The sequence below is a fragment of the Vibrio sp. D420a genome (assembly GCF_030248625.1).
GTDB lineage: Bacteria > Pseudomonadota > Gammaproteobacteria > Enterobacterales > Vibrionaceae > Vibrio > Vibrio fortis_A.
In genome coordinates this window covers 84,609-106,414 of record NZ_JAHGAN010000027.1, presented here as the reverse complement: position 1 = coordinate 106,414, position 21,806 = coordinate 84,609, and the positions used below count along the sequence as shown (strand labels likewise).

Genomic DNA, 21,806 nt, shown 5'->3' with positions numbered 1-21,806 from the left:
TCGTGAATTAAAAACTGAAATGGTTAAATAATGCGTACCAGTCATATGCTGGAGCATTTGATGGAGGCCTTACGTTGTCTACCTGGGGTTGGCCCCAAGTCGGCGCAGCGTATGGCCTTTCATTTGTTACAGCGCGATAGAAAAGGCGGCCTGCAATTGGCTGAGGCGCTTGGTCAAGCGATGACGGAAATTGGCCACTGTAGTGAGTGTCGTACTTTTACAGAAGAAGATGTTTGTCATATTTGTACCAACCCCAAACGTCAGGAAAATGGTCAAATATGTGTGGTTGAAAGCCCTGCAGACATCGCAGCAATTGAGGCGACAGGTCAGTACTCTGGCCGTTACTTCGTTTTGATGGGACACCTATCACCGCTTGATGGCATTGGCCCTAGCGATATCGGCCTCGATGTTTTGGATTACCGTTTACGCCGTGGCGATATTGCAGAAGTGATTCTTGCAACCAACCCAACGGTGGAAGGCGAAGCAACAGCTCACTATATTGCTGAGTTGTGTAGCGCTCATGAAGTGAACGCTAGCCGAATAGCTCATGGTGTTCCCGTTGGTGGCGAGCTAGAGCTGGTGGATGGCACCACGCTGTCTCACTCACTATTGGGTCGACACAAAATCTAATCTAAGCCGCTTACTCTCTTATCTAGAAAGTCAGCGGCTTTTTTGTTCATGAGCTAACAATTTTATTGAGACAGAGGCTATGTGATGGCTTCGAGTTCAGTGATATTGTCGAGCGCTTCTTGGTTTGTTTTGCCACAAATGATTGGACACGCTTTAAATTGGTGACACACTTTTGGGCGTTCCGGCTGTCCGAATAGTTTGCATAGATTCTGTTCATTGAGCTGAATACAGCGAACGCCAGCAGGCTTGCCATTTGGCATACCAGGAATAGCAGATGTAATACTTGGTGCAATACAGCAGGCACCACAACCTAGACGACATTCCATCAATTTATACTCAGTCAAAACAGGGGGCGCGATAGTAGCAAAAATTATCGCTTGTGGCAGCTTTTGTCTGTGATTAATCCCTGAACACTTTTTATCCTTGAACTTTTTGTGGGCTAGCGGTATAACACGCACCCCAGTAAAAGAGTAAGAAGTCCTATTATGACCAGTCCATTTTGGCAAGAAAAATCACTAGAACAGATGACCGAGCAAGAGTGGGAATCGCTTTGTGATGGTTGCGGCAAATGTTGCCTGCACAAATTAATGGATGAAGATAGCGACGAAGTGTACTACACCAACGTGGCATGTAGCTGGTTAAACAGTAAGACGTGTTCTTGTAAGGATTACCCAAATCGTTTTAGCTCAGGTGAAGAGTGTTTGAAGTTAACTCGTGACAAGATTGATGAGTTTCACTGGCTTCCTGACACATGCGCTTATCGACTATTGTCAGAAGAGAAGCCACTGCCAGAATGGCACCCACTGATCACTGGCTCTAAATCTGCAATGCACGCTGCGGGTGAAAGTGTACGCAATAAAGTAGTGTATGAGATTGATGTTGTTGATTGGGAAGACCACATCATCAACCACCCAAATCGCGCTTAGTGTCGATTAATCGCGAATAAAAGAATGAAAAAAAGGCTCACATCTCTGTGAGCCTTTTGCTTAGTTAGGAGGGTCCAAGCAAGTGGACATCGTCATGGCTAAGGTCAATTAAGTGGTAGTTCTGCAACCACTTGATTGAACGCACTACGAGCTTTCTGTGCCTGTTCGGACAACTCAAGTTTCTTCGCTTGTGCTGCGGTTAAGTTGCTTTCTGCAAGTTCCAATGCTTGCTGCAACTCTTCCGGTAATTCATGCGTTTCCATCTGAGAGCCTTGTTCAAGAACATATGCTCGAATCTCTTTCTTCACATCTGCCAGCGCTTTGTAAGCAGAGCGTTCTAGCTCGGCCGCGTCTTGAGCAGCATCTTTTACTTTCTCAAACTGAGCCAGTGCCATACCTTCAGCGGACCATGGGTCCATGTCTGGCAGTTCTTCGATGTTGATTGTTGGCTCGATGTAGTCATCTTGATGGCGTAGGTCGAGACTGGTCGCACGAACAGCAGAAACCATCAACATAACCGAAATTCCTAGTAGCGGTAGGCCACCCACGATAGCTGCAGTTTGAAGTGTGCTTAAACCGCCCAAGAACATCAAAATCGTTGGCAGAAATGACAGTGTAAATGCCCAGAACATGCGGTTCCAACGCATAGGCTCTTCTGTCACGTTGTTTTGTACTACCGACGCCAAGATGTATGAGATAGAGTCAAAAGTCGTTGCCGTGAAGATAATACACAACAGCGTAAATACCGCGATAACCAGTGTGCTCATTGGTAGTTGGTCAAGCATCGAGAAGATCGCTTTGGTTGCGCCATGCTCGTTGAGTACAGCCACTACATCTAAGTCTCCAGACAGTTGCAATGACAGGCCGTAGTTACCCAAAATCATGAAGAATAGGAAACAACCCAAAGATCCAAAGAAGATCGAACCTGTCACCATCTGTTTAATTGTGCGACCACGGGAGATACGTGCAACGAACAAACCCATACTCGGTGCGAATACTAGCCACCATGCCCAGTAGAAGATGGTCCAATCTTGCGGGAAATGAGTATTTTCAAATGTACCGTAGCCCCCAAAAGGTTCAGCCCAAGTTGCCATTACAAAGAAATTAGAGAGTAAGCGACCAATTGAATCTAGGCCGGTTTCCAACATAAAGATGGTTGGACCTGCAACAAGCACAAATGCAAGTAGACCCATCGCACCCCAGAAGTTGATGTTGCTGAGGATCTTGATGCCTTTCTCTAGGCCCGCGTAGGAGGAGTAGGCAAAAATCGCGGTACAGATCAGCAATACGCCCGCTTGAGTTAGGGTGTTCTTTGGCAAACCGAATAGGTGATTTAAACCTTCGGTGATAAGAGGAGCCGCTAGACCAAGCGTGGTTGCCGCGCCGCCTAAGAGGCCAAAGATAAATAGAACATCAACGATTTTACCTGGTGTGCCTTTACTGCGGTGTTCGCCAAGAACCGGCATCAATGCACTTGAGATCTTTAGAACCGGCTGTTTACGCACATAGAAGAAGTAAGCGATCGGCAAAGCTGGGATCAAATAGATAGACCATGCGATTGGTCCCCAGTGGAATAGCCCATAGGTCGCCGCCCAGCGAACTGCTTCTTCGCTGCCAGGCTCAAGTTGGAATGGTGGTGATTGGTAGTAGTAGGCCCATTCGATACAGCCCCAGTAAAGAATACTGGCACCGATGCCGCCACAAAATAGCATGGCAGCCCAAGAAGCAGTGGCAAACTCTGGCTCTTCATCGGCTTCACCCAGCTTGATCTGGCCCATGTCACTGAATACGACATAAACCATGAAAGCACAGGCCGCTAAGCCAAGTGTTAGATAGAGGAAACCGAGTTTGTCGGTCATGAAGGTTTTCGCGATCGCAATCCATTCTGCCCCTTGCGCAGGGAACATGATCAGCGGAAACACAATCGTGAGTAGCAGTGCAATGGCACCGAAAAAGGTGGGCTTATCAATAAGCGCAAAGGAGTTTTTCACGAGCTTTATTCCATAATAATGAGACCAGAATTATGGTGTGAAGTCGTTTTTTAGAACAAATCAGGAATGTTGTCGTAACGATAAATCTGTAAAGTGATGCCAGTAAAGAGTGGTTCGGTGACTCGCTAGACTAAGGCAAGCAGTATGCCGCCAATGGTTACCGCTGCGGACAGATATTGCCCCGCCGAGTATGAGCCATCTTCCTCTTCTTCAATTTTGTCTGGATGATCCATTCCGAGTGCGCCATGGGCAAAAGATTCAACCTTATCACCAACGGTTTCGTTTTCAGCTTCGATTTTCTTGGCTTCTTTATCTATCTGTTGCAGGGCGACTAGTAGCGCTTTTCCTTCATCAGACAGCTTAACGGTATTTTTCTCAACCTTAAGTGGCGCAGGCTCTGAAGGTACAGGCGCACCTTTTGTCGGCTGAATCTTCGCCGGGCTATAAGTTTGAGTCGCATTGTTGGTAACAGGCGTCATAACACTCTCCGTAGTTGCACCTTAAATAGAGTATCGGCCGAGCAGTGAAAAACTTGTGTAATTAATCACCGAGGTGATGTTTTGCTACTCTATTTAGGCTTGCCTAATTAATAAGCAATAGTTGTGCCGATACTCAATCAGGTTGAACTACGTGGTTGTGTTATTCGTGGGCTATTTGCACTCTAAGCCTTTGCCTCGATGCGACAGTTTCTTGTACGCTTTCATACGATTTTCTTGTTTAACGTAGCGTGTTGGTGGAGACAGAACTTGCAGTTGGTAGTCTTCGCTAGAATCACTCAATGATTCGACAGGAGTGATGACCACTACATTCAGATCGGCATTGCGACGTAAAATAGAGGCGGCAGTTCCTAAGCCTTGTTCTGTATGAAATTTGCCCGCGACGTGAATGACTTGTTTATCTGGATTTTCATCTAGGTATTTCACAATCGAATCTGCCATGGTTTCATCCCAGGTCACTTGAGCGGCAAATTGTTTTTCTGTTTGTTCAGGTGTGCCGTGGTGCATGGAAGCCATGAATTTTTCTTTATAAGGGCTGTCACTAGTATTGACGTCGTCTGCTATCCATTGGCGCTCTTCAGGAGTCAATTTTTCTAGGTAATCAATTCCGTTACGGCCGATACACTGCACAACTGGCTTTGGTGCATTGGCGGCGATGATGTCGATACCTTGTGACTTCGCAAGCTCCACGAGTGGGCGGTAGTCACTTTGATAATTTGGCCATGCAGCCGCGTCTGACATAAGAACTTGTTCGCCGACCTCTCCCGCAAGATAGTCGTCGATAACACTCTGGTGCTGCCGTGTGAACTGTTCCATGGATAGGGCAACGTCTTTGCTGTCAGCTAAACGTGCCTTAAGAAAGTCGGTCTGGAATCTATGTACAGCAGAGTGTGTATGCCATTCACCAATGAGAACCACATCGGCATCAATCAATGCACTCGGGAGTTGGTTAAGCGCAATCGGCTCCCCTTTGGCAGAAGCGAATTGGTAGTCGTAATAGGTAGTAACTGGGGATAAAACGGCTTTGTTGTCGCCTTGAGCCTGCTGAGAAGGCTGATTTGCACAAGCAGTGAGAAGGGCGGTTAGGCCAATAAGAAAAATACGTTGCATTGAATAACTCCTTGAAGAGTAAGCATACTAAATGAGGCTCACAGAGAATTCAATGCAAACGATAATTAATATCAACTAGCTCTGTTTACGATAAACTCTTAGCATGAAATCTGCCTCGCACTGGTAGCTATCGCTTTGCATCAACTCTTGCTTAAATGATTCTGTTGCCTTCCAAGCGAAAGGGGTCATTTGAAGCAGGTCAAAGGCATCCGAACCTGAAAGCTCCATCATGTAGTTTAGGTGCTGTTGGCTCTCTAGGGTAAATCCTTCGATGGTTTCTGGTGTTTCGTCATGCAGTCGCACGCCATTATAGATCGCATCACGCAGTTGATACAGGTGGCGGCCAGCAGGCGTCACTGTAATTACCACACCTTGTTCTTTCAATGTTCGTTGTAACTCTTCTGCCTTACAAGGCGCATAGATGCGTAGAACGGAGTCTAAGCTGTTGTTAGCGAAAGGTAGTCTATGGCTCGATGCCACTGAAAAGTTAACCGCTGGGTAGCGTTTAGCCGCATAACGGATAGCAACCTTAGAGATGTCTAAGCCGTAAATGCTCGGCTCACGCTGCGCGAGCTTAAGAGCGATTTCATTGGTGTAGTAGCCTTCACCACAGCCAATATCCAATAGATTCGGCTTTTCCACTGGTAATACATTTTCACACAGAGCAACCACAGCTTGGCGCATTGGGTTGTAGTGGTCACCTTCTAAGAATCGGCGACGAGCTTGCATCATCTCTTTATTGTCACCTGGATCTTTTGAGCGCTTGTGGTGGGCTGGCATCAAGTTGACGTAACCCTCTTTGGCAAGATCAAATTGGTGGTTGTTCTCACACTTGAAAGTTCGATCAAATTGAGTGAGAGATTGGTGACATAAAGGGCACTGGTAGTTCATGACGCTCTCGTGCAGCTAGTAAAGTGGGCAGCGAGTTTATCAAAAATGTCGCACTAGGCGAAATAAAAAGAGCCACGCAATGCGGCTCTTGATGGGGTTAATGGAAGAAGTCGACCTGTTGTTTTAGGTCTTGAGCTTGCTGTTGGAGCGCGGTAGCACTTTGCGATGTTTGTGCGCTGGTTTGGCGACTCTCTCTGTTTAGTTCGCTGATTGAGTGCGCATTAGCTGCTATCTCTTGGGTAACGTGTGCTTGCTCTTCAGAAGTCGCAGCAATGGCATCAGCTTGAGAAGCGATGGAATGGATCTGGTCAGCAATCGACTCCAAGGCCGTACCCGCTTCCTGCGCTTTGTCTAAGACAGAGTTAGCACTTGTTTGGCTCTCATTCATCATGCGTACAGCGTTGTCCGTTGAACTCTTAAGAACCGTAATAATGTCTACAACGTCTTTAACTGACGTTTGTGTACGATGTGCTAGCGTTCTCACTTCATCAGCAACCACAGCAAAACCTCGACCTTGCTCGCCAGCACGCGCAGCTTCAATTGCAGCGTTAAGTGCTAGTAGGTTCGTTTGCTCGGCGATCTCATCAATCATCTTAGTGACGGTTTGAATGCTTTCGCTGTCTGTATTTACTTTTTCAATTGCCGCCGCTGATTGGTCAAGTTGATCGTTAAGCTGAGCAACATCAATGCAGACGTTCTCAACAATTTCTAAGCCTGATTGACCATCGGTATTCGCAGAACGTACGTTTTCAGCGATGTTTTCGACTTGCTGAGCAACAGATTGCGCCGATGATGCCATCTCTTCAATAGCTGTCACAACTTGCTCAACTTGTTCTTGTTGGCGCTCAGACTGAGTGAGGTTGAGTGACGCATCACTCGCCACACTGCTAGAGTTACTCTCAACTTTATCGCTCGCACCACGGATCTCACCGACTAGATTGTTGAGCTGGTGAGCCATGTTAGATAGCCCATTACTCAGGTTAACTATCTCGTTATTGGTATTTCCAGCTGTGCGTGGGATATCAATACTTACTTCACCTTTAGCAAGGCGATTCATGTATTGATTCAAGGTCGTCAGTGGGTTGAGTGTGCGGCTCAAAAACACAGTTAGAATCAAGAAGGTGATAGAACCAACAATCAAGGATACGATAGCGATCAGTTTAAGCAGTTCTTGACTGCCTTTGGTTACTTCGCTGATGAAAGTGCCTCCAAGCAGCTTCCAGTTCCAGCCAGCGACCTCCGTGTAAACAAGATACTTTTCACCTATGTTGCCTTGGTACTCAAATGGGTACTTGATGAGGCCACTCGGTTGTTCAAATAGCTGGTAAAACGGTTTGTTACCTTCATAATCCTTCACATCAATAATCGAAGGATCACTTTCAGTATGCTTCGGATGTAATAGGTAGTGGCCTAAATGATCTGGGTTGTTATCAAGCACGATGGTATAGCCAGTATCACCCCAGTTCACGGTTTTCAAAGCGGCAAACAAATCTTGAGTTGCACGCTCTACGGCAAGACCGATGAAAGAGATGCCCATCACTTCACCTTGAGCACCCTTGATTGGTGCGTAATAGGTAATGTAGCGCTGACCATAGAGCTTGATCTGTGCATAGTAAGGCTGACCACTAATCAGTTTTTGATAACCTGGGTGGCTCTGGTCAAGTGTTGTGCCGATCACACGCTCACCTTGCGGATTTTTCAGCGAGGTCGCAACACGAATGAACTTATCACCAAGTGGCGCAAATAGCGTGGCAACGGCTCCTGTGTCACGAGTAAAGCTATCAACGAGTTTGGTGTCGCCGATTAAGCTTTCGCTGTACTGTGTAATGTTTGGTACCTGATGACCTTGGAAGTCGACCGTATAGTTTTCTATGTATACGCCTGCTAGGTAGCCGTTACGAAAAGTAGATTCTAGAACCTCGGCTGTGTGAAGGTAAGCATTGAATTGGCCTTCGATGGTCTTAGCCATAGATTCAATTTTAGATTGGTGCTCTTTGAGAGTACTTTCTAACAGCACATTTGAGGCATTTTGATAAACCAGTGCAGCAATACTGGAAAACGCGATGACTAGACACAGTGTTGTGACTAGCTTTAATTGAAGCCCAACACTTTGATTCTTGTATTTATTCCACATGACGTGCCTTTATTGTTCATTTTGTAAATATATATTTCGCATGCTAGCTATTTATAAAGCCAATTAATTTGATATTTATTAATTTAACTATCAAAAAAATAAACAAAGCGAGCGAGTTGCTCATGATTTGACCGGGTGTGTGAGGAATAAATTACAAAAAAAGGCCAGAGATTCCGGCCTTGAATAGATTGTTGAATCGAGCGGCTTATTGGACAGAGATACCCTGTCAGCTCAAATACTTAACTGGTGAGTTATTTTGCTGCGATAGTTGTGATCAGCTGGTGGCTTTCGCCTGGTTGCAGCTCTTTACCTTGTTCGATGCTTGGAGCGTGAAGGGTTGATTCAACACATAACATGGTTAGGTAGCCATCATCTTGCATGTCACCCATACCTGCAGCGCCTTCTGCCCATGGATTCCATAGAACTGCACTGTTGTGGCCTTGGTTTTCAACAGTCAGTGTGCGCGCAAGTTTCGTATCAGCGACTGAAATAACGGCTTCTGGCTGCGTGTAAACACGGTCGATAGTATCAGTGAGTACAAGCTCATCACCGCCTTGGCACACTTTGCCATCTTGTAGGCTATCAATGTACTCAGGGCCCATGCCTGTCGTTTTAGCTTGGTGAATATCGCCCACATTAAGGTATGTGTGCAGTGCACCAGAACACTTCCAAGGTTGAGAGTCAGTATTTGTCACCTCTAGCGTTACTTTCAACTCATCACCGATTTCGACGTTAAGACGAGCGTCAAAGCGGTGCGGCCATACTGCAAGCGTGTTGTCATTAGTGCTTAAACCTAGGCTTACGATAACACCGACTTCACTTTCACGGTGCTCAATGAGTTGCCACTCGCTGTTGCGCGCGAAACCGTGTGCAGGTGCAGCAATACGGCCAAACCATGGCCAACATACTGGGATGCCGCCACGTAGGGCTGTTATACCGTCAAACTTTGCTTGTTGGCTCATCCAAATTAGGTCTTGTTGGCCCTTTGGTTGGTAAGAAACCACGTGTGCACCAAACAGAGAGATCGCAGCGTTCGCTTTCTCGTGAATAACACGAACCAGTTTTATGTCTTCGTGTTCAACAATCGTTACGTTGTCTGAAAGCACGGCTACAGCAGGGAGAGTTGATAAATCCATTACATAATCCTTCTTAAGGGAAATTGAATTCAAATTCGAGGTGAGCGGACTCGGGGAACGAGTAGGGGAGCTCTCGTATTTGAATTGAATCTCATACCTAACAAATATGCCGCTTGTTAAACATCATCTCTGACAAGGGCTTTGGTGATTCATAAATCGCAGGTACAAAAAAGGCGACTCTAGAGCCGCCTTTTCTTTTCAGTCTTTTCTCAAAGACAGTCTAGCTAAACGCTATCTAAGTAGTAATTACTTAGAGATGTGTGCGATTAGGTCTAGAACTTTGTTTGAGTAACCGATTTCGTTGTCGTACCAAGATACAACTTTAACGAATTTGTCAGTTAGAGCAACACCAGCTTTAGCATCGAATACTGAAGTGTTAACTTCGCCGATGAAGTCTTGAGAAACAACTTGGTCTTCAGTGTAACCTAGAACGCCAGCCATTTCGCCTTCAGAAGCTTCTTTCATTGCAGCACAGATTGCTTCGTAAGATGCAGCTTCTTTTAGGTTAACAGTTAGGTCAACTACAGAAACGTTAGCAGTTGGTACACGGAAAGCCATACCAGTTAGAAGGCCGTTTAGTTCTGGAAGAACAACGCCTACAGCTTTAGCAGCACCAGTTGAAGATGGGATGATGTTTTGAGAAGCACCACGACCACCGCGCCAGTCTTTAGCAGAAGGACCATCTACAGTTTTTTGAGTTGCTGTAGTAGCGTGAACTGTAGTCATTAGACCAGACTCGATGCCCCATTTGTCGTTAAGAACTTTAGCGATTGGAGCAAGACAGTTAGTAGTACAAGAAGCGTTAGAAACGATGTCTTGACCAGCGTAAGTGTCTTGGTTAACGCCCATAACGAACATTGGAGTTGCGTCTTTAGAAGGACCAGTTAGAACAACTTTCTTCGCACCAGCAGTGATGTGCTGACGAGCAGTTTCGTCAGTTAGGAAGATACCAGTTGCTTCAGCTACAACGTCAACACCGATTTCGTCCCACTTAAGGTCAGTTGGGTTACGCTCAGCAGTTACGCGAACTGTTTTACCGTTAACGATTAGGTTACCGTCTTTAACTTCAACAGTACCGTTGAAACGACCGTGAGTTGAATCGTACTTAAGCATGTATGCCATGTACTCTACGTCGATAAGGTCGTTAATACCTACTACTTCGATGTCAGCGCGCTCAACAGATGCACGAAATACGAAACGACCGATACGGCCAAAACCGTTAATACCTACTTTGATAGTCATTGTAGTTGCTCCACAACTTAATTTCTGATTAAAGATAACTGGTAGTAAAATTACAGAATCCAGTTTAAATCTGCAATAGATAATCCGACTTAACTTGTTTAATGTCAAAAAAAAGCGACGCTTTTCTTAACAATTGGGTGTAAGTGGTTGAAATTTGACCATTGCTAGTGGTTCTGTACCCCTCCAGTTGGGTAAAATACCTCTAAATGACGATTCACTTATGAGTGTATATGTACAATGTATCTCGGTGAGAAAGTATGTGCTACAAATCCCGCTAGATGCAAGTATTTATGGAAAAAAGTAAATATAATAAAAGAGAATGTGGAGAGATATTAACGTGAATCAAAGGGGAGAAAATATGACGAAGCCCGATGAATACTGGCGTGAGCGCCTGACTGATGAAGAATATCAGGTGTGTCGTCTACGTGGAACAGAGCCTCCTTTTACCGGCAAGCTGTTACACAATCATAAGACAGGGGTTTACAGCTGTACCTGTTGTGAAGCCCCACTGTTTGTGTCTGAGAATAAATACGACTCCGGCTGTGGTTGGCCAAGTTTCGATGCCCCTATAAATGATAAGGCAATCCGTTATTTAGAAGATCTAAGTCACGGTATGAAACGTATAGAGATCCGTTGTGCGGCCTGTGATAGCCACCTAGGTCACGTTTTTCCGGATGGTCCTAAAACCACTGGGGAGCGTTTTTGTGTAAATTCTGTGTCGTTAATTTTCAACAAAAATGACAAAACTACAGAATAAGTGACATCTATTGTCAAAACCTTTCATATGACGTGGTGTCGTTACAAAGTAAGTTGACGAATTGCGAGTCGCTTCTCTCAAAGGCATAAAAAAACAGCTACCGAAAAGGGTAGCTGTTTTTTTTGTGCGTCTGGTTTGCGTTGTTGAACTGTGTAGTTATCGTTTAGATACAAGCGATGGTTGGTACCTTCCATCTTCAATGGCTTCAACGATGTAGTCAGCGTCATCCTCTAGCTTGTCATAAACATCACTTGGGAAGTGGTACAGCACTTTCAGTTCAGGCTCCGATGCAATCGGCACATTAAACTCTTTGGCGACCATCGCCCACAGATAAGCCTTTTCCATGTTACCTAGGCTGTGATTAATACTCGCTAGGGATTTGAAGATCTCGGTATTGACGGTTGAGCCGTTTGAAAGCATGAGTGCATTATTGAGTAGCTTAACGGTTTTCTTGTGATCACGCGTGGTATAGAAGGTAGCTAATGCGTATTGCATTTCCGCTGTGTTGAGTGCATCACTGCCTTCTAGCTGTAAGAAGCTACGACGCGCATCAATATTGCCGGTTTGCGACCATAAAAAGTAGAGGGTTTCTGGCTTATTGGAACCCAAAAGCTCTTTTACGATTCGTTCTTCTTCTTCGATGCTGTGCATCAGTGCTGAGAAGCGGCGCTGCTTGAGTAAGGTCTGATCGATGGTTTCTATTTGAGAAGCCAGCTCAAGACACTTCTTGTACTCGGCGATTAAGCCATATTCTACGATCTTGTTGTGCTCGGTAGGCTGCTTCAATACGTCGAAGCGGTGCCAGATGAGATCGGTACGTGCAACTCGGCATTGGCCATCATTCATATTGAGGTCAGCACAACGCAGTTCTGAGTGAGCTTCACAGAGCTGTTCTGTATTTTTGTTTCCCTCAAAGCACCCAGTTAGGGCCAAAGGGGCAGCGGCGAGTAGCCATTTAAAAATTCTCATATACCTTCACTTGTGATCGAATACACTTATTTCCAGTGCTCCGCTTGACTCCATTCCACGACAGGTTATTTTCTGGTGAAAATTGTTAATACTAAGGCTTTATCATGGATGCAGAACAACTTCTTAACGCAATGACCCCAGAGGTCTATGAGCGCCTAACGTATGCAGTAGAGACGGGAAAATGGCCCGAGGGTACTGCATTGACGCAAGAGCAGCGTGACTCTTGTATGCAAGCTGTCATGCTTTACCAGTCAAAGCATAATGTTGAAGCACAGCATATGACAGTTGCCGCGGGTGGTGACATTAGCTTTAAGTCGAAAGCTGAACTTAAGAAACAATTTACTTCAGATCAAGAAGATATTGTTAGAGTAAATCCTAATCACTAAGTCATACTTGTGACAATATCACATAGTTTAAGATTTAAAGTGAAAAGGGGTGGCATTGAGCCGCCCCTTTTTATTGCCTTCGCTTTGATTTTCAGCGTGTTGTCTATCCGAGTATATCTTCGGTTATAGACTCATTTCACCACGCAATACTTGCTGCATTTTTTCTTTTACTTGTTCGTAGCTTAGGTCTTGGCTAAGTAAAAAGTGCAGTTTTGCCAGTGCCGCTTCAGGGGTCATATCGTAACCACTCACTACACCGGCATCGGCAAGAGCACAGCCTGTCGCGTAACCGCCCATGTTCACTTTACCAGCAAGACATTGAGTCAGGTTAACCACGATGACGCCACGCTCTGAGGCATCTTTTAGATGTTGCAGCAGTTCTGGGTTTTGTGGCGCATTGCCCACACCAAATGTCAGCAAGATCATCGCATTTACTGGCTGAAGCAGGGTGTTTCGAATCACTTCGTGAGAAATACCTGGGTACATTGTGATCACACCAATTGGTTGAGGTGTAATGTTGTGTACCTTGAATTCGCCCTCAGGCTTCTGATCAACCACTACATTGTTGCTTAGTTGGATATTGATACCCGCTTCAAGTAGTGGATTTAGGTTTGGTGAGGTAAATGCGTTGAAACCATCAGCGTGTGATTTGGTACTACGGTTACCACGCATCAATTTGTTATTGAAGAACAGTGTGACTTCGTTGATCGGGTAGTTGGCCGCAATGTGCAGCGCATTCAGCAGGTTTGCTTGACCATCTGAGCGCAGCTCTGCAAGAGGGATCTGTGAGCCTGTCACAATCACTGGTTTGCCAAGGTTCTCTAGCATGAAAGAGAGTGCCGAGGCCGTGTAAGCCATGGTGTCTGTGCCGTGCAAAATAACAAAGCCGTCGTACTTATCGTAGTTAGCGCGGATGTCATCAGCAATGGTCTGCCAATCTAGCGGCGTCATGTCTGAAGAGTCCATCAGCGGAGAGTATTCATGAATCGTATACTCAGGCATCTCTGGGCGGTGGAACTCAGGCATGCTTGCTAGCTGCTTGTCCATAAAACCCGCCACTGGAACATAGCCGTGGTCATGCGATTTCTGCATACCGATGGTGCCGCCAGTGTACGCAATGTAGATATGTTTTCTTTCCATAGCGATTGTTACTTTTTGTTTATAGGGAACAGGGACGCGATTATAGCGGATAATCTGCCAATAAAAAGAGGCACCCCACACAGAGGTACCTCTTAATAGAAGAGCGAGGAGAGGCGCTTATTGCACTTGGCAATTCAAGCAGAATGCGTAGCGGCCTTGAGGGTCATTAAAGTTACTTAAAAGTTGGCTATCTTGCGCCAATTGTTGAGTAACTGGCTGTAAACCACTTGGGATAAGACTCTGAATATCAAGTCCTAAAGACACCTGAACTTGGTTCATGAATTCTTGAATAAATTGCTCGGTTGCTGAAAGCGGCTCTTCAACCCAGTAAACGTTGTACTCTTCAAGCTCTGCCAGCGTTGCAGCAGCAGCGATAGCGTCGTCAAAGTCACCGATTTCATCAATCAGTCCGTACTGTAGAGCATCTTGCCCTGTCCATACTCGACCTTGAGCTACTTTATCGACACTCTCTACATCCATACCGCGACTAGAGCCAACCAGACCGATAAAGCGTTTGTAGCCGTGCTCGATACCCATTTGGAATGCATCTTTAGCGCCGTCGGTTAGGCCTGTTGTTACGCCCAAGCCAGAAAACGGCGATGTACCGACACCATCAGTGTAAACACCAATGTCATTCAAGCCTTTTTCAAAGGTCGTGATCACGCTAAAGATACCGATAGAACCGGTAAGAGTCGTTGGCTGTGCCATGATCTTATCTGCACTCATCGAGATCCAGTAACCACCAGAAGCCGCTAGGCTAGACATCGATACCACAACCGGCTTGCCTACTTCTTTCAGAGCAACGATTTCATTGCGAATTACTTCAGACGCGAATGCACTGCCGCCCGGGCTGTCGACACGTAGAACGACAGCTTTAACTTGGTCGTCATTACGAGCTTGGCGAAGTAGAGCTGCGGTAGTGTCACCACCGACCGTACCGCGAGGTTGCTTACCATCCATGATCGCACCGCTTGCAATCACAACAGCAATATCATCCGTTGAAGTTGGCAGATCTGGTAGCATGGTTGCTCGGTAGTCGTAGTAACTCAGCGCGTTGTAGCTGTCTTTGCCATCGCTACCAAAGGTGTCAGCAAGTTCTAAACGAACCTCTTGTCGTGTCGATAGTTGGTCAACTAGGCCGAGCTTCTTAGCAAGCTGAGCGATGTCACCGTCTACAGATTCAAGCTCAGATAGGAAGGTTTCCATGCTTGGGTTTAGGGTTGCAGACTCGATCTGACGATTATTTGAAACATCATCAACATAAGCTCCCCAGAGCTGACCTAACCAACGAGACGCCGATTGTTTCGCTTCTTGCGACATGTCGTTGCGTATAAATGGCTCGATCGCTGACTTATACGTACCTACGCGGAATACATGCGTGTTTACGTCTAGCTTTTCTAGCAGTGTTTTGTAGTAAAGCGAGTAAGCGCTGTAGCCTTTGAGGAGAACGCCGCCATCTGGAGACATGAAGATCTTATTGGCGTAACTAGCCAGGTAGTATTGGCTTTGGTTGTAAAAATCGCCAATGGCGTAGATTGGCTTGCCCGTTGCCTTGAACTCGTTCAGCGCTTTTGCAATATAGCGAAGCTTAGTGAGATTGGTTTCTGGTAATTCCCCCAGTGCTAACACGATGCCGGTGATGTTCTCGTCATCTTTCGCGTAACGAATGGTATCAACGATATCAAAAAGCACGTTTTCCTTTGGTAAGTCCTTACCTAACAACGAGCCGGTGACTGAATCCATTGGATTGATGTAACGGCTCTGCTCGACAATTGGGCCTGATAGGTTAAGCACTAATGCCGATTGCTGTGGAACCGTAGGCTGTGTGTTGTCCGTTTGGAAATACACAAAGTAGATGAGGGCAATACTCAATAAAAAGAACAGATTGATCACTGCAACACGCACGAAGGTGATCAGTTTCCATATCCCTTTAAAGATCATACCGATAAATTTGGCTATTTTTTTCATTATTTCTCCACGGCGAGAACACCACACTTAAACAAGCAGTAGTACTATTTATCTCAATAATATTAACTGTTTAGTATCCTACGTTAATTCAAAGTTCCAAACTAGATGAACTATTTGTTAATCGATAGATATTCTCATTAAGTGTAGTCAGCTTATGCTCTTTTGAACGATTAATGCGCCCTGCATTATGATCGGTGTTACAAAAATGTAAACGGTTGTTTGAAATTTTGGTTTGTGCACTATACTGTGGTCAGACCACAAGGATAAATAACAGAAGTGATGTCTGCCATGTACCCACATTTATTAGAACCTCTAGATCTTGGATTTACTCAGTTACGAAATCGTGTATTGATGGGATCAATGCATACAGGCCTTGAAGAAAATAAAGAAGGGCTGCACAAGTTGGCTGCGTTTTACGAAGAGCGAGCGCGAGGCGGCGTCGGTCTTATTGTAACGGGCGGCTTTTCTCCAAACTTGCGTGGCAGACTGCATCCCTTCAGTGCTGAATTCAGCAAAGTAAAACATGCGAAGGCACACCAAGTCGTCACGCAAGCCGTACACAAACACGGCGGTAAAATTGCACTGCAACTTTTGCATGCCGGCCGTTACGCAATGCACCCATTCGCTCAAAGTGCTTCTGGAATCAAGGCGCCTATTGCTAAGTTTGCACCGAGTGAAATGAGCCCTCGTCAAATCAAGAAGACGATTAATGCCTTTGCTAACAGCGCTGAGCTCGCTCAAGTAGCGGGCTACGATGGCATTGAAATCATGGGCTCTGAAGGCTACTTGATTAACCAATTTATCTGTAAGCGCACTAATATGCGTTATGACGAATGGGGTGGCTCTTACGAAAAACGTATGCGTTTCCCGCTTGAAGTTGTGAAATCGATTCGTGAAGCCGTTGGTAAAGATTTCATTATTATCTTCCGTCTATCGATGCTGGACTTAGTTGAGCAGGGCAGTACCTTTGAAGACGTCGTACTTTTAGCTCAAAAGCTTGAAGAAGCGGGCGTAACCATCATTAACACTGGTATCGGCTGGCACGAAGCTCGTGTTCCAACAATCGCAACTCAAGTACCTCGAGGCGCTTTCTCTTGGGTAACGGAAAAAGTGAAGCCTTATGTCTCTATCCCAGTAGTGACATGTAACCGCATCAACACGCCTGAAGAAGCTGAACGTATTTTAAGTTCTGGGCAAGCGGATATGGTGTCGATGGCGCGACCATTCTTGGCGGACCCAGATTTTGTAAATAAAGCCGCTCAAGACCAAGCGCAGTTCATTAATACCTGTATCGGCTGTAACCAAGCGTGTTTGGACAATGTGTTTAAGGGCAAACGAGCAAGTTGCTTGGTGAATCCAAGAGCCTGTTACGAGACAGAAATTGTCGTTCAACCAGCAGAAGCGAGTAAATCTATTGCCGTTGTAGGTGCTGGCCCGGCTGGTTTGGCGTGTGCGACGACATTAGCACAGCGCGGTCACAAAGTTGACTTGATAGAGAAGAATGACCGTATCGGTGGTCAATTCAGGTTAGCGATGCAGATCCCAGGCAAAGAAGAGTTCAGAGAGACGATTCGTTACTTTGCCAACCAAGTTGATGCGTCTGGCGTGAACCTTAAACTCGATACTGAAGCGACTTTTGAGATGCTCCTTAAGTACGATGAAGTCGTCATGGCGGCAGGTGTTGAGCCGAGAAAGCTGAACTTAGAAGGTATTGACCAAGAGAAAGTGATCGACTACCAAACCTTGATTCGCGATAAGACACCAGTAGGCGAAAAGGTCGCGATCGTTGGTGCTGGTGGTATTGGTGTCGATGTCGCCACTATGCTGACTGAACCTGCCTCACATAGCTTGGATGACTGGCTGCACGAGTGGGGCATTGATAAGAACATGGAGCACCCTGGTGGCTTGTTCCCATACCCAGATGCAATGAGTGATAAAACCGTTTGGGTTATGCAGCGTAAAGCGGGCAGAGTGGGTAAAGGTCCGGGTAAGACCACCGGTTGGATTCATAAGCGTACCCTTGAGAAGCGTGGTGTAAACCTAATGGGTGGCGTAAGTTACGAGAAAATTGACGACCAAGGTCTGCATATTACTGTTAACAAAGAGCCGAAAGTGTTGGATGCGGACTCAGTCGTGATCTGTGCGGGCCAAGTGTCTGTGAGACCGTTTGAAGATATGTGGCAAGAGTTTGGCGGTAAGCTACACGTAATCGGTGGTGCAGACTACGCGGGTGAGCTGGATGCAGTTCGAGCGATTCGTCAGGGGGTAGAGCTAGCTACCAAGCTTTAAAGCTATATCCGAGCACAAATAGTGTGAAAACTCACCTAAGCCCTTAGAGAATCTCTGAGGGCTTTTTTGTTACAGATGTTGCGACTTATTATCGTTTGTAATCTATGCTACAGTTCAAAGATACAAATAAGAAAATAGTAAGGACTTCAAATGGATGCTTTGGATCTATTGCTCAATAGACGCTCTATCGCCAAGCTATCTGAGCCAGCCCCTGAAGGTGTTGCCCTAGAGAACATTATTAAAGCAGGATTGCGTGCCCCTGACCATGCTGCTTTAACCCCTTGGCGCTTTGTGATCGCACAAGGTGAAGGGCTACAGAAACTCTCTGATATTCTGGCTCGTGCAGCAGAAGCGGATAACAGTGAAGATGCTGTTGTAGAGAAGGTGAAAAAAGCGCCTTTTCGTGCACCTATGGTGATTACCGTTATCGCAAAAGTGACTGAGCACGAAAAAGTACCGGCGTTAGAGCAGCACCTGTCTGCAGGTTGTGCCGCTCAAGCAATGCAAATGGCCGCTGTCGCGCAGGGTTTCCAAGGCTTCTGGCGTTCAGGTAAATGGATGTTCCACCCTGAGGTACATCAAGCATTTGGGCTTGAAGGCGAAGATGAAATTGTCGGCTTCTTGTACCTAGGGACACCAGGCTGTACGCCAATGAAAGTGCCAGAGCGCAACCTATCTCAGTTTGTTGAGTTCCTATAACCACTCACTTACTGTATAAACAAACAGTTTATCTTGATTTATTAGAGCCACATTAGATAATGTGGCTCTAATTGTTTGTCGTCTCTGGAAAATCATGTCTCGCTTAATCATTGCTGAAAAACCTAGCTTAGGTCGTGCTATTGCCGCTGCTTTGCCTAACCCACAAAAAAAAGGGGAAGGCTTCATCCAGTGCGGAAATGGCGATGTGGTGACGTGGTGTATTGGCCACCTTTTAGAGCAGGTTGAGCCTGATGCTTATGAAGAGCGATATAAGAAATGGAACTTAGTCGACCTACCTATCGTGCCTGAACAGTGGCAACTCAGGCCAAGAAAGAGCTCCAGCAAACAGCTAACTGTAATCCGTAAACTACTCAAGGATGCCAAGCAGATCGTGCATGCAGGAGACCCTGATAGAGAAGGGCAACTGTTAGTGGATGAGGTTATCGACTACTGTAAAGTTTCCAAAACTCGCAAAGAGTCGATTCAGCGACTACTAATCAGCGACCTAAACTTACCGGCGGTAAAGCGTGCGCTAGGACAGATGCGCAGCAACAAAGAGTTTATCCCTCTGTCTGTGTCTGCTTTGGCGCGCTCAAGAGCTGACTGGCTCTATGGTATGAATATGACTCGTGCCTATACCTTGCTCGGACAAAAGGCGGGATACCAAGGCGTGTTGTCGGTCGGACGAGTACAGACACCGGTGCTTGGATTGGTCGTGAGACGCGATGAAGAGATTGAAAACTTTATCCCCAAAGACTATTTCACACTGCATGCTTTGATTCCTTATCAAAGTGGTAGTGATAGCTTCGATATTCGGGCTCGCTGGAAGCCGAGCGAAGCGTGCAAACCTTGGCAGGACGAAGAAGGGCGAGTTCTTAATCGCAAACTGGTGGAGAACGTCGCCAGTCGCATTCAGAATCAACCCGCTAAAGTGGTGGAGTCAGAGCAGAAGCAGACCAAACAAGCGGCTCCGCTTCCATACTCGCTCTCTGCGTTACAAATCGATGCTGCGAAACGTTTTGGCATGAGCGCACAACAAGTGTTGGATACCTGTCAGTCTCTGTATGAAAAACATAAGCTAATCACGTATCCGCGTTCAGATAGCCGTTACTTGCCAAAAGATCACTACTCACAAAGGCAGTCTGTTGTTGATGCTATCGCCAATAATGCCAAAGAGCTTGAGCAAGGTGCTCAGGGGGCTGATTTGTCACTGCGTTCTAAAGCTTGGAATGACAGTAAGGTTGATGCGCACCACGCGATTATTCCAACCCCAAAAAAGTCTTCAGTGAACGGCCTTTCTGGTAATGAAATGAAGATCTACCAGCAGATTGCTCGACAATATTTAATGCAGTTCTACCCACACGCCGTCTATGCAGAGGCTAAGCTGGTATTTGATATCGCTGGAGGCGTATTTATTGCTAAAGGCCGACAGCTGCTGTCCCCAGGCTGGAAAGTTCTGATGGGCAAAACGGACTCGGCTGATAAGAGTGATGGTGCTGATACGGTACCGCCTTTGCCTGAAGGAACCGTATTGACTTGTCGCGAGGGCGTGATTGGGGATAAGAAAACAGAGCCACCAAAACACTTTACTGAAGCAACGCTTCTACAGGCGATGACAGGTATTGCACGTTTTGTTGCTAATAAAGAACTGAAATCGATTTTGAAAGAGACCGATGGATTAGGTACCGAAGCAACCCGCGCAGGCATCCTTGATACGCTATTCAAAAGGCAATTGTTGACGCGTCAGGGTAAGAGCATTCATAGCAGTCCTGCTGGCCGAGGCTTGATTCACGCTCTACCTGAAGATTCGACCTTCCCTGATATGACCGCACACTGGGAACACCAACTGCAAGGGATGGCGGAACGAAATCAAGCTTACCAGCCTTTCATGTCTGATCTTGAAAATAAAATATCTGGGCTTATGCATCAGGTGAAAACATCTGAAGTACCAGAATCACTGCGTCATCTGCCGAAAGTTGAAAGGCCGGCTTATAAAAAACGTAAGGCTGGTGGGCGTAAGAAGTTTACCAAGAAGCGAGCATCGAGCTAGCGTCCGACTTTGCGGCCACAGCGCTCAAAAAGGGCTTTCCAATAGTCTACGTGCTCACGGATGGAGACTCTGAATGCTTGATGAGTTTCTGCTAACGGAAAAGTGTAAGAGTGCAACTGCGGTTGCGCCTCGAACAATGAAAGGTGTGGGGTTAGTTGTTGGTAGTAACCATCTAACTGGGCCATATAGGGCTGAACCAGTCCAATAAACTGTTGCTCGAAGACATTATTGAGGTGGCGAAATTTGGTGGTATCGCGCTGCTTTCCACAGATGATTTTGTGATCGTACGTTTTGAGTTGTTGGGTTATCTGATTTAACTCGAACGTAGCAGCACTCAAAGAGTAGTGAAGATCGCCAAGTACGGCTTGTTTTTCAAGTGTCTCTTGTACTTCGGTTACCGACCCTAAGGTGAGTCTTGTATTGAAGGATTGGTCAAGATAGCCCAAAGCGTCACTGACACGTTGAACTTTTAGGCCAACATCTTCGCTAAGCCATTGGCTACCACGCAATTGAGATTGCATTGCGTCACTGGCGTAGAGAAGGTTCCATCGGTGCTGTGCGAGTTGGTCACGCTTTTGTTGATCAATGTTGAGAAGTTGCTGATGAACGTCAGACGAGATACCTTGATGATTCAAGCACTCGGAAAGTCCGTTGAGAAACGCAACTTGGTAGTCAAAGTTGCGAAACTGGTCCGCGACTTTACCAAGTACAGAATTACGCTCCGCAATCAAATTGAACAGCCCGCACTCTCTCAGTTGATAGCTATCTAAAAGCCCCATCGAAATCGGCTCAATGTTGATATTCAGCTCGCGTTTTCTTGGCAGTGCTTCAAACTCCCACTCTTGTGATATTCGATCTTCATCTTGAACCCGAGCGACGCGACTGTGGTACTCATCAAATAAGTCGCCTTGTGTATCCCAACACCCACTGAGAAGCAGGCATACAGCGGCTAGAAGAGCTGATTTATAGTGGGTTGAAGGGATTCTCATCT

At 46.1% G+C, this 21,806-nt stretch carries 19 protein-coding genes; 7 read left to right on the top strand and 12 right to left on the bottom strand.

Features of this window, described 5'->3' with window-relative positions; translation table 11 throughout:
• The first annotated feature begins 30 nt into the window (after positions 1-30).
• Complete coding sequence (recR, locus tag KI743_RS17660; RefSeq protein ID WP_032551914.1) at positions 31-630, top strand: recombination mediator RecR; 600 nt, start codon at positions 31-33, stop codon at positions 628-630.
• 77 nt (positions 631-707) lie between these two features.
• On the opposite strand, the gene KI743_RS17655 is transcribed toward recR, so the two are convergent.
• Positions 708-956: a YkgJ family cysteine cluster protein gene (locus KI743_RS17655; protein ID WP_032551915.1), complete on the bottom strand. Its 249-nt coding sequence runs from the start codon at positions 954-956 to the stop codon at positions 708-710.
• A gap of 159 nt (positions 957-1,115) precedes the next feature.
• On the opposite strand from KI743_RS17655, the gene KI743_RS17650 reads away from it, so the two are divergent.
• Positions 1,116-1,556: a YcgN family cysteine cluster protein gene (locus KI743_RS17650; protein WP_150869028.1), complete on the top strand. Its 441-nt coding sequence runs from the start codon at positions 1,116-1,118 to the stop codon at positions 1,554-1,556.
• 104 nt (positions 1,557-1,660) lie between these two features.
• On the opposite strand, the gene KI743_RS17645 is transcribed toward KI743_RS17650, so the two are convergent.
• From KI743_RS17645 to gap, 7 genes are all read right to left on the bottom strand, one after another.
• Entirely contained in the window at positions 1,661-3,547 is a 1,887-nt protein-coding gene (locus tag KI743_RS17645; protein WP_152469076.1) for a BCCT family transporter, read from the bottom strand.
• Positions 3,548-3,672: 125 nt separating this feature from the next.
• Positions 3,673-4,026 (bottom strand): hypothetical protein, encoded by a 354-nt coding sequence (locus KI743_RS17640; RefSeq protein WP_285467484.1) that lies wholly within the window; start codon positions 4,024-4,026, stop codon positions 3,673-3,675.
• Positions 4,027-4,197: 171 nt separating this feature from the next.
• Complete coding sequence (locus KI743_RS17635) at positions 4,198-5,154, bottom strand: ChaN family lipoprotein (protein ID WP_285467483.1); 957 nt, start codon at positions 5,152-5,154, stop codon at positions 4,198-4,200.
• Positions 5,155-5,229: 75 nt separating this feature from the next.
• Positions 5,230-6,045: a 23S rRNA (guanine(745)-N(1))-methyltransferase gene (gene rlmA / locus KI743_RS17630; RefSeq protein WP_285467482.1), complete on the bottom strand. Its 816-nt coding sequence runs from the start codon at positions 6,043-6,045 to the stop codon at positions 5,230-5,232.
• A 97-nt stretch (positions 6,046-6,142) separates the two neighbouring features.
• On the bottom strand, positions 6,143-8,179 hold the full coding sequence (locus tag KI743_RS17625; RefSeq protein WP_285467481.1) for a methyl-accepting chemotaxis protein: 2,037 nt from the start codon (positions 8,177-8,179) through the stop codon (positions 6,143-6,145).
• A gap of 251 nt (positions 8,180-8,430) precedes the next feature.
• Entirely contained in the window at positions 8,431-9,315 is an 885-nt protein-coding gene (locus KI743_RS17620) for a D-hexose-6-phosphate mutarotase (protein WP_285467480.1), read from the bottom strand.
• A 246-nt stretch (positions 9,316-9,561) separates the two neighbouring features.
• Entirely contained in the window at positions 9,562-10,557 is a 996-nt protein-coding gene (gene gap, locus KI743_RS17615; protein WP_004740660.1) for a type I glyceraldehyde-3-phosphate dehydrogenase, read from the bottom strand.
• Positions 10,558-10,915: 358 nt separating this feature from the next.
• On the opposite strand from gap, the gene msrB reads away from it, so the two are divergent.
• Positions 10,916-11,314, top strand: coding sequence for a peptide-methionine (R)-S-oxide reductase MsrB (gene msrB / locus KI743_RS17610; protein WP_032551960.1), 399 nt, complete (start codon positions 10,916-10,918; stop codon positions 11,312-11,314).
• A 156-nt stretch (positions 11,315-11,470) separates the two neighbouring features.
• Here the strand turns inward: msrB and KI743_RS17605 are convergent, their stop codons facing one another.
• A complete protein-coding gene (locus KI743_RS17605) occupies positions 11,471-12,283 on the bottom strand; it encodes a DUF2989 domain-containing protein (protein WP_285467478.1) in 813 nt (270 codons plus the stop codon).
• Between the two features lie 104 nt (positions 12,284-12,387).
• Between KI743_RS17605 and KI743_RS17600 the strand changes: the two genes are divergently transcribed.
• Positions 12,388-12,669, top strand: coding sequence for a YeaC family protein (locus KI743_RS17600; protein WP_032551962.1), 282 nt, complete (start codon positions 12,388-12,390; stop codon positions 12,667-12,669).
• Positions 12,670-12,792: 123 nt separating this feature from the next.
• On the opposite strand, the gene ansA is transcribed toward KI743_RS17600, so the two are convergent.
• Together ansA and sppA are read right to left on the bottom strand one after the other, a co-directional pair.
• Complete coding sequence (gene ansA / locus KI743_RS17595) at positions 12,793-13,809, bottom strand: asparaginase (protein WP_032551963.1); 1,017 nt, start codon at positions 13,807-13,809, stop codon at positions 12,793-12,795.
• Positions 13,810-13,926: 117 nt separating this feature from the next.
• Positions 13,927-15,777: a signal peptide peptidase SppA gene (gene sppA / locus KI743_RS17590; RefSeq protein ID WP_285467477.1), complete on the bottom strand. Its 1,851-nt coding sequence runs from the start codon at positions 15,775-15,777 to the stop codon at positions 13,927-13,929.
• Between the two features lie 279 nt (positions 15,778-16,056).
• Here sppA and KI743_RS17585 point away from each other — a divergent pair, with 279 nt between their 5' ends.
• The 3 genes from KI743_RS17585 (at position 16,057) to KI743_RS17575 (ending at position 20,815) form a co-directional block, all read left to right on the top strand.
• Positions 16,057-18,066 carry an NADPH-dependent 2,4-dienoyl-CoA reductase gene (locus KI743_RS17585; protein WP_285467476.1) on the top strand — a complete coding sequence of 670 codons (2,010 nt, stop codon included), beginning with the start codon at positions 16,057-16,059 and terminating at the stop codon, positions 18,064-18,066.
• 150 nt (positions 18,067-18,216) lie between these two features.
• Entirely contained in the window at positions 18,217-18,765 is a 549-nt protein-coding gene (locus KI743_RS17580) for an NAD(P)H nitroreductase (RefSeq protein ID WP_285467475.1), read from the top strand.
• Between the two features lie 94 nt (positions 18,766-18,859).
• Positions 18,860-20,815 carry a DNA topoisomerase III gene (locus tag KI743_RS17575; protein ID WP_285467474.1) on the top strand — a complete coding sequence of 652 codons (1,956 nt, stop codon included), beginning with the start codon at positions 18,860-18,862 and terminating at the stop codon, positions 20,813-20,815.
• Here KI743_RS17575 and KI743_RS17570 read toward each other — a convergent pair.
• Positions 20,812-21,804 carry a DUF3080 domain-containing protein gene (locus tag KI743_RS17570; RefSeq protein ID WP_285467473.1) on the bottom strand — a complete coding sequence of 331 codons (993 nt, stop codon included), beginning with the start codon at positions 21,802-21,804 and terminating at the stop codon, positions 20,812-20,814. The two genes, KI743_RS17575 and KI743_RS17570, sit on opposite strands and share 4 nt — an antisense overlap.
• Positions 21,805-21,806 lie beyond the last annotated feature (2 nt).

What these genes read in the sequence shown, in the direction of transcription:
- recR (WP_032551914.1), top strand. Translation starts at nt 31, where the DNA reads ATGCGTACCAGTCATATGCTGGAGCATTTGATGGAGGCCTTACGTTGT.
- KI743_RS17655 (WP_032551915.1), bottom strand. Translation starts at nt 956, where the DNA reads ATGGAATGTCGTCTAGGTTGTGGTGCCTGCTGTATTGCACCAAGTATT.
- KI743_RS17650 (WP_150869028.1), top strand. Translation starts at nt 1,116, where the DNA reads ATGACCAGTCCATTTTGGCAAGAAAAATCACTAGAACAGATGACCGAG.
- KI743_RS17640 (WP_285467484.1), bottom strand. Translation starts at nt 4,026, where the DNA reads ATGACGCCTGTTACCAACAATGCGACTCAAACTTATAGCCCGGCGAAG.
- KI743_RS17635 (WP_285467483.1), bottom strand. Translation starts at nt 5,154, where the DNA reads ATGCAACGTATTTTTCTTATTGGCCTAACCGCCCTTCTCACTGCTTGT.
- rlmA (WP_285467482.1), bottom strand. Translation starts at nt 6,045, where the DNA reads ATGAACTACCAGTGCCCTTTATGTCACCAATCTCTCACTCAATTTGAT.
- KI743_RS17625 (WP_285467481.1), bottom strand. Translation starts at nt 8,179, where the DNA reads ATGTGGAATAAATACAAGAATCAAAGTGTTGGGCTTCAATTAAAGCTA.
- KI743_RS17620 (WP_285467480.1), bottom strand. Translation starts at nt 9,315, where the DNA reads ATGGATTTATCAACTCTCCCTGCTGTAGCCGTGCTTTCAGACAACGTA.
- gap (WP_004740660.1), bottom strand. Translation starts at nt 10,557, where the DNA reads ATGACTATCAAAGTAGGTATTAACGGTTTTGGCCGTATCGGTCGTTTC.
- msrB (WP_032551960.1), top strand. Translation starts at nt 10,916, where the DNA reads ATGACGAAGCCCGATGAATACTGGCGTGAGCGCCTGACTGATGAAGAA.
- KI743_RS17605 (WP_285467478.1), bottom strand. Translation starts at nt 12,283, where the DNA reads ATGAGAATTTTTAAATGGCTACTCGCCGCTGCCCCTTTGGCCCTAACT.
- KI743_RS17600 (WP_032551962.1), top strand. Translation starts at nt 12,388, where the DNA reads ATGGATGCAGAACAACTTCTTAACGCAATGACCCCAGAGGTCTATGAG.
- ansA (WP_032551963.1), bottom strand. Translation starts at nt 13,809, where the DNA reads ATGGAAAGAAAACATATCTACATTGCGTACACTGGCGGCACCATCGGT.
- sppA (WP_285467477.1), bottom strand. Translation starts at nt 15,777, where the DNA reads ATGAAAAAAATAGCCAAATTTATCGGTATGATCTTTAAAGGGATATGG.
- KI743_RS17585 (WP_285467476.1), top strand. Translation starts at nt 16,057, where the DNA reads ATGTCTGCCATGTACCCACATTTATTAGAACCTCTAGATCTTGGATTT.
- KI743_RS17580 (WP_285467475.1), top strand. Translation starts at nt 18,217, where the DNA reads ATGGATGCTTTGGATCTATTGCTCAATAGACGCTCTATCGCCAAGCTA.
- KI743_RS17575 (WP_285467474.1), top strand. Translation starts at nt 18,860, where the DNA reads ATGTCTCGCTTAATCATTGCTGAAAAACCTAGCTTAGGTCGTGCTATT.
- KI743_RS17570 (WP_285467473.1), bottom strand. Translation starts at nt 21,804, where the DNA reads ATGAGAATCCCTTCAACCCACTATAAATCAGCTCTTCTAGCCGCTGTA.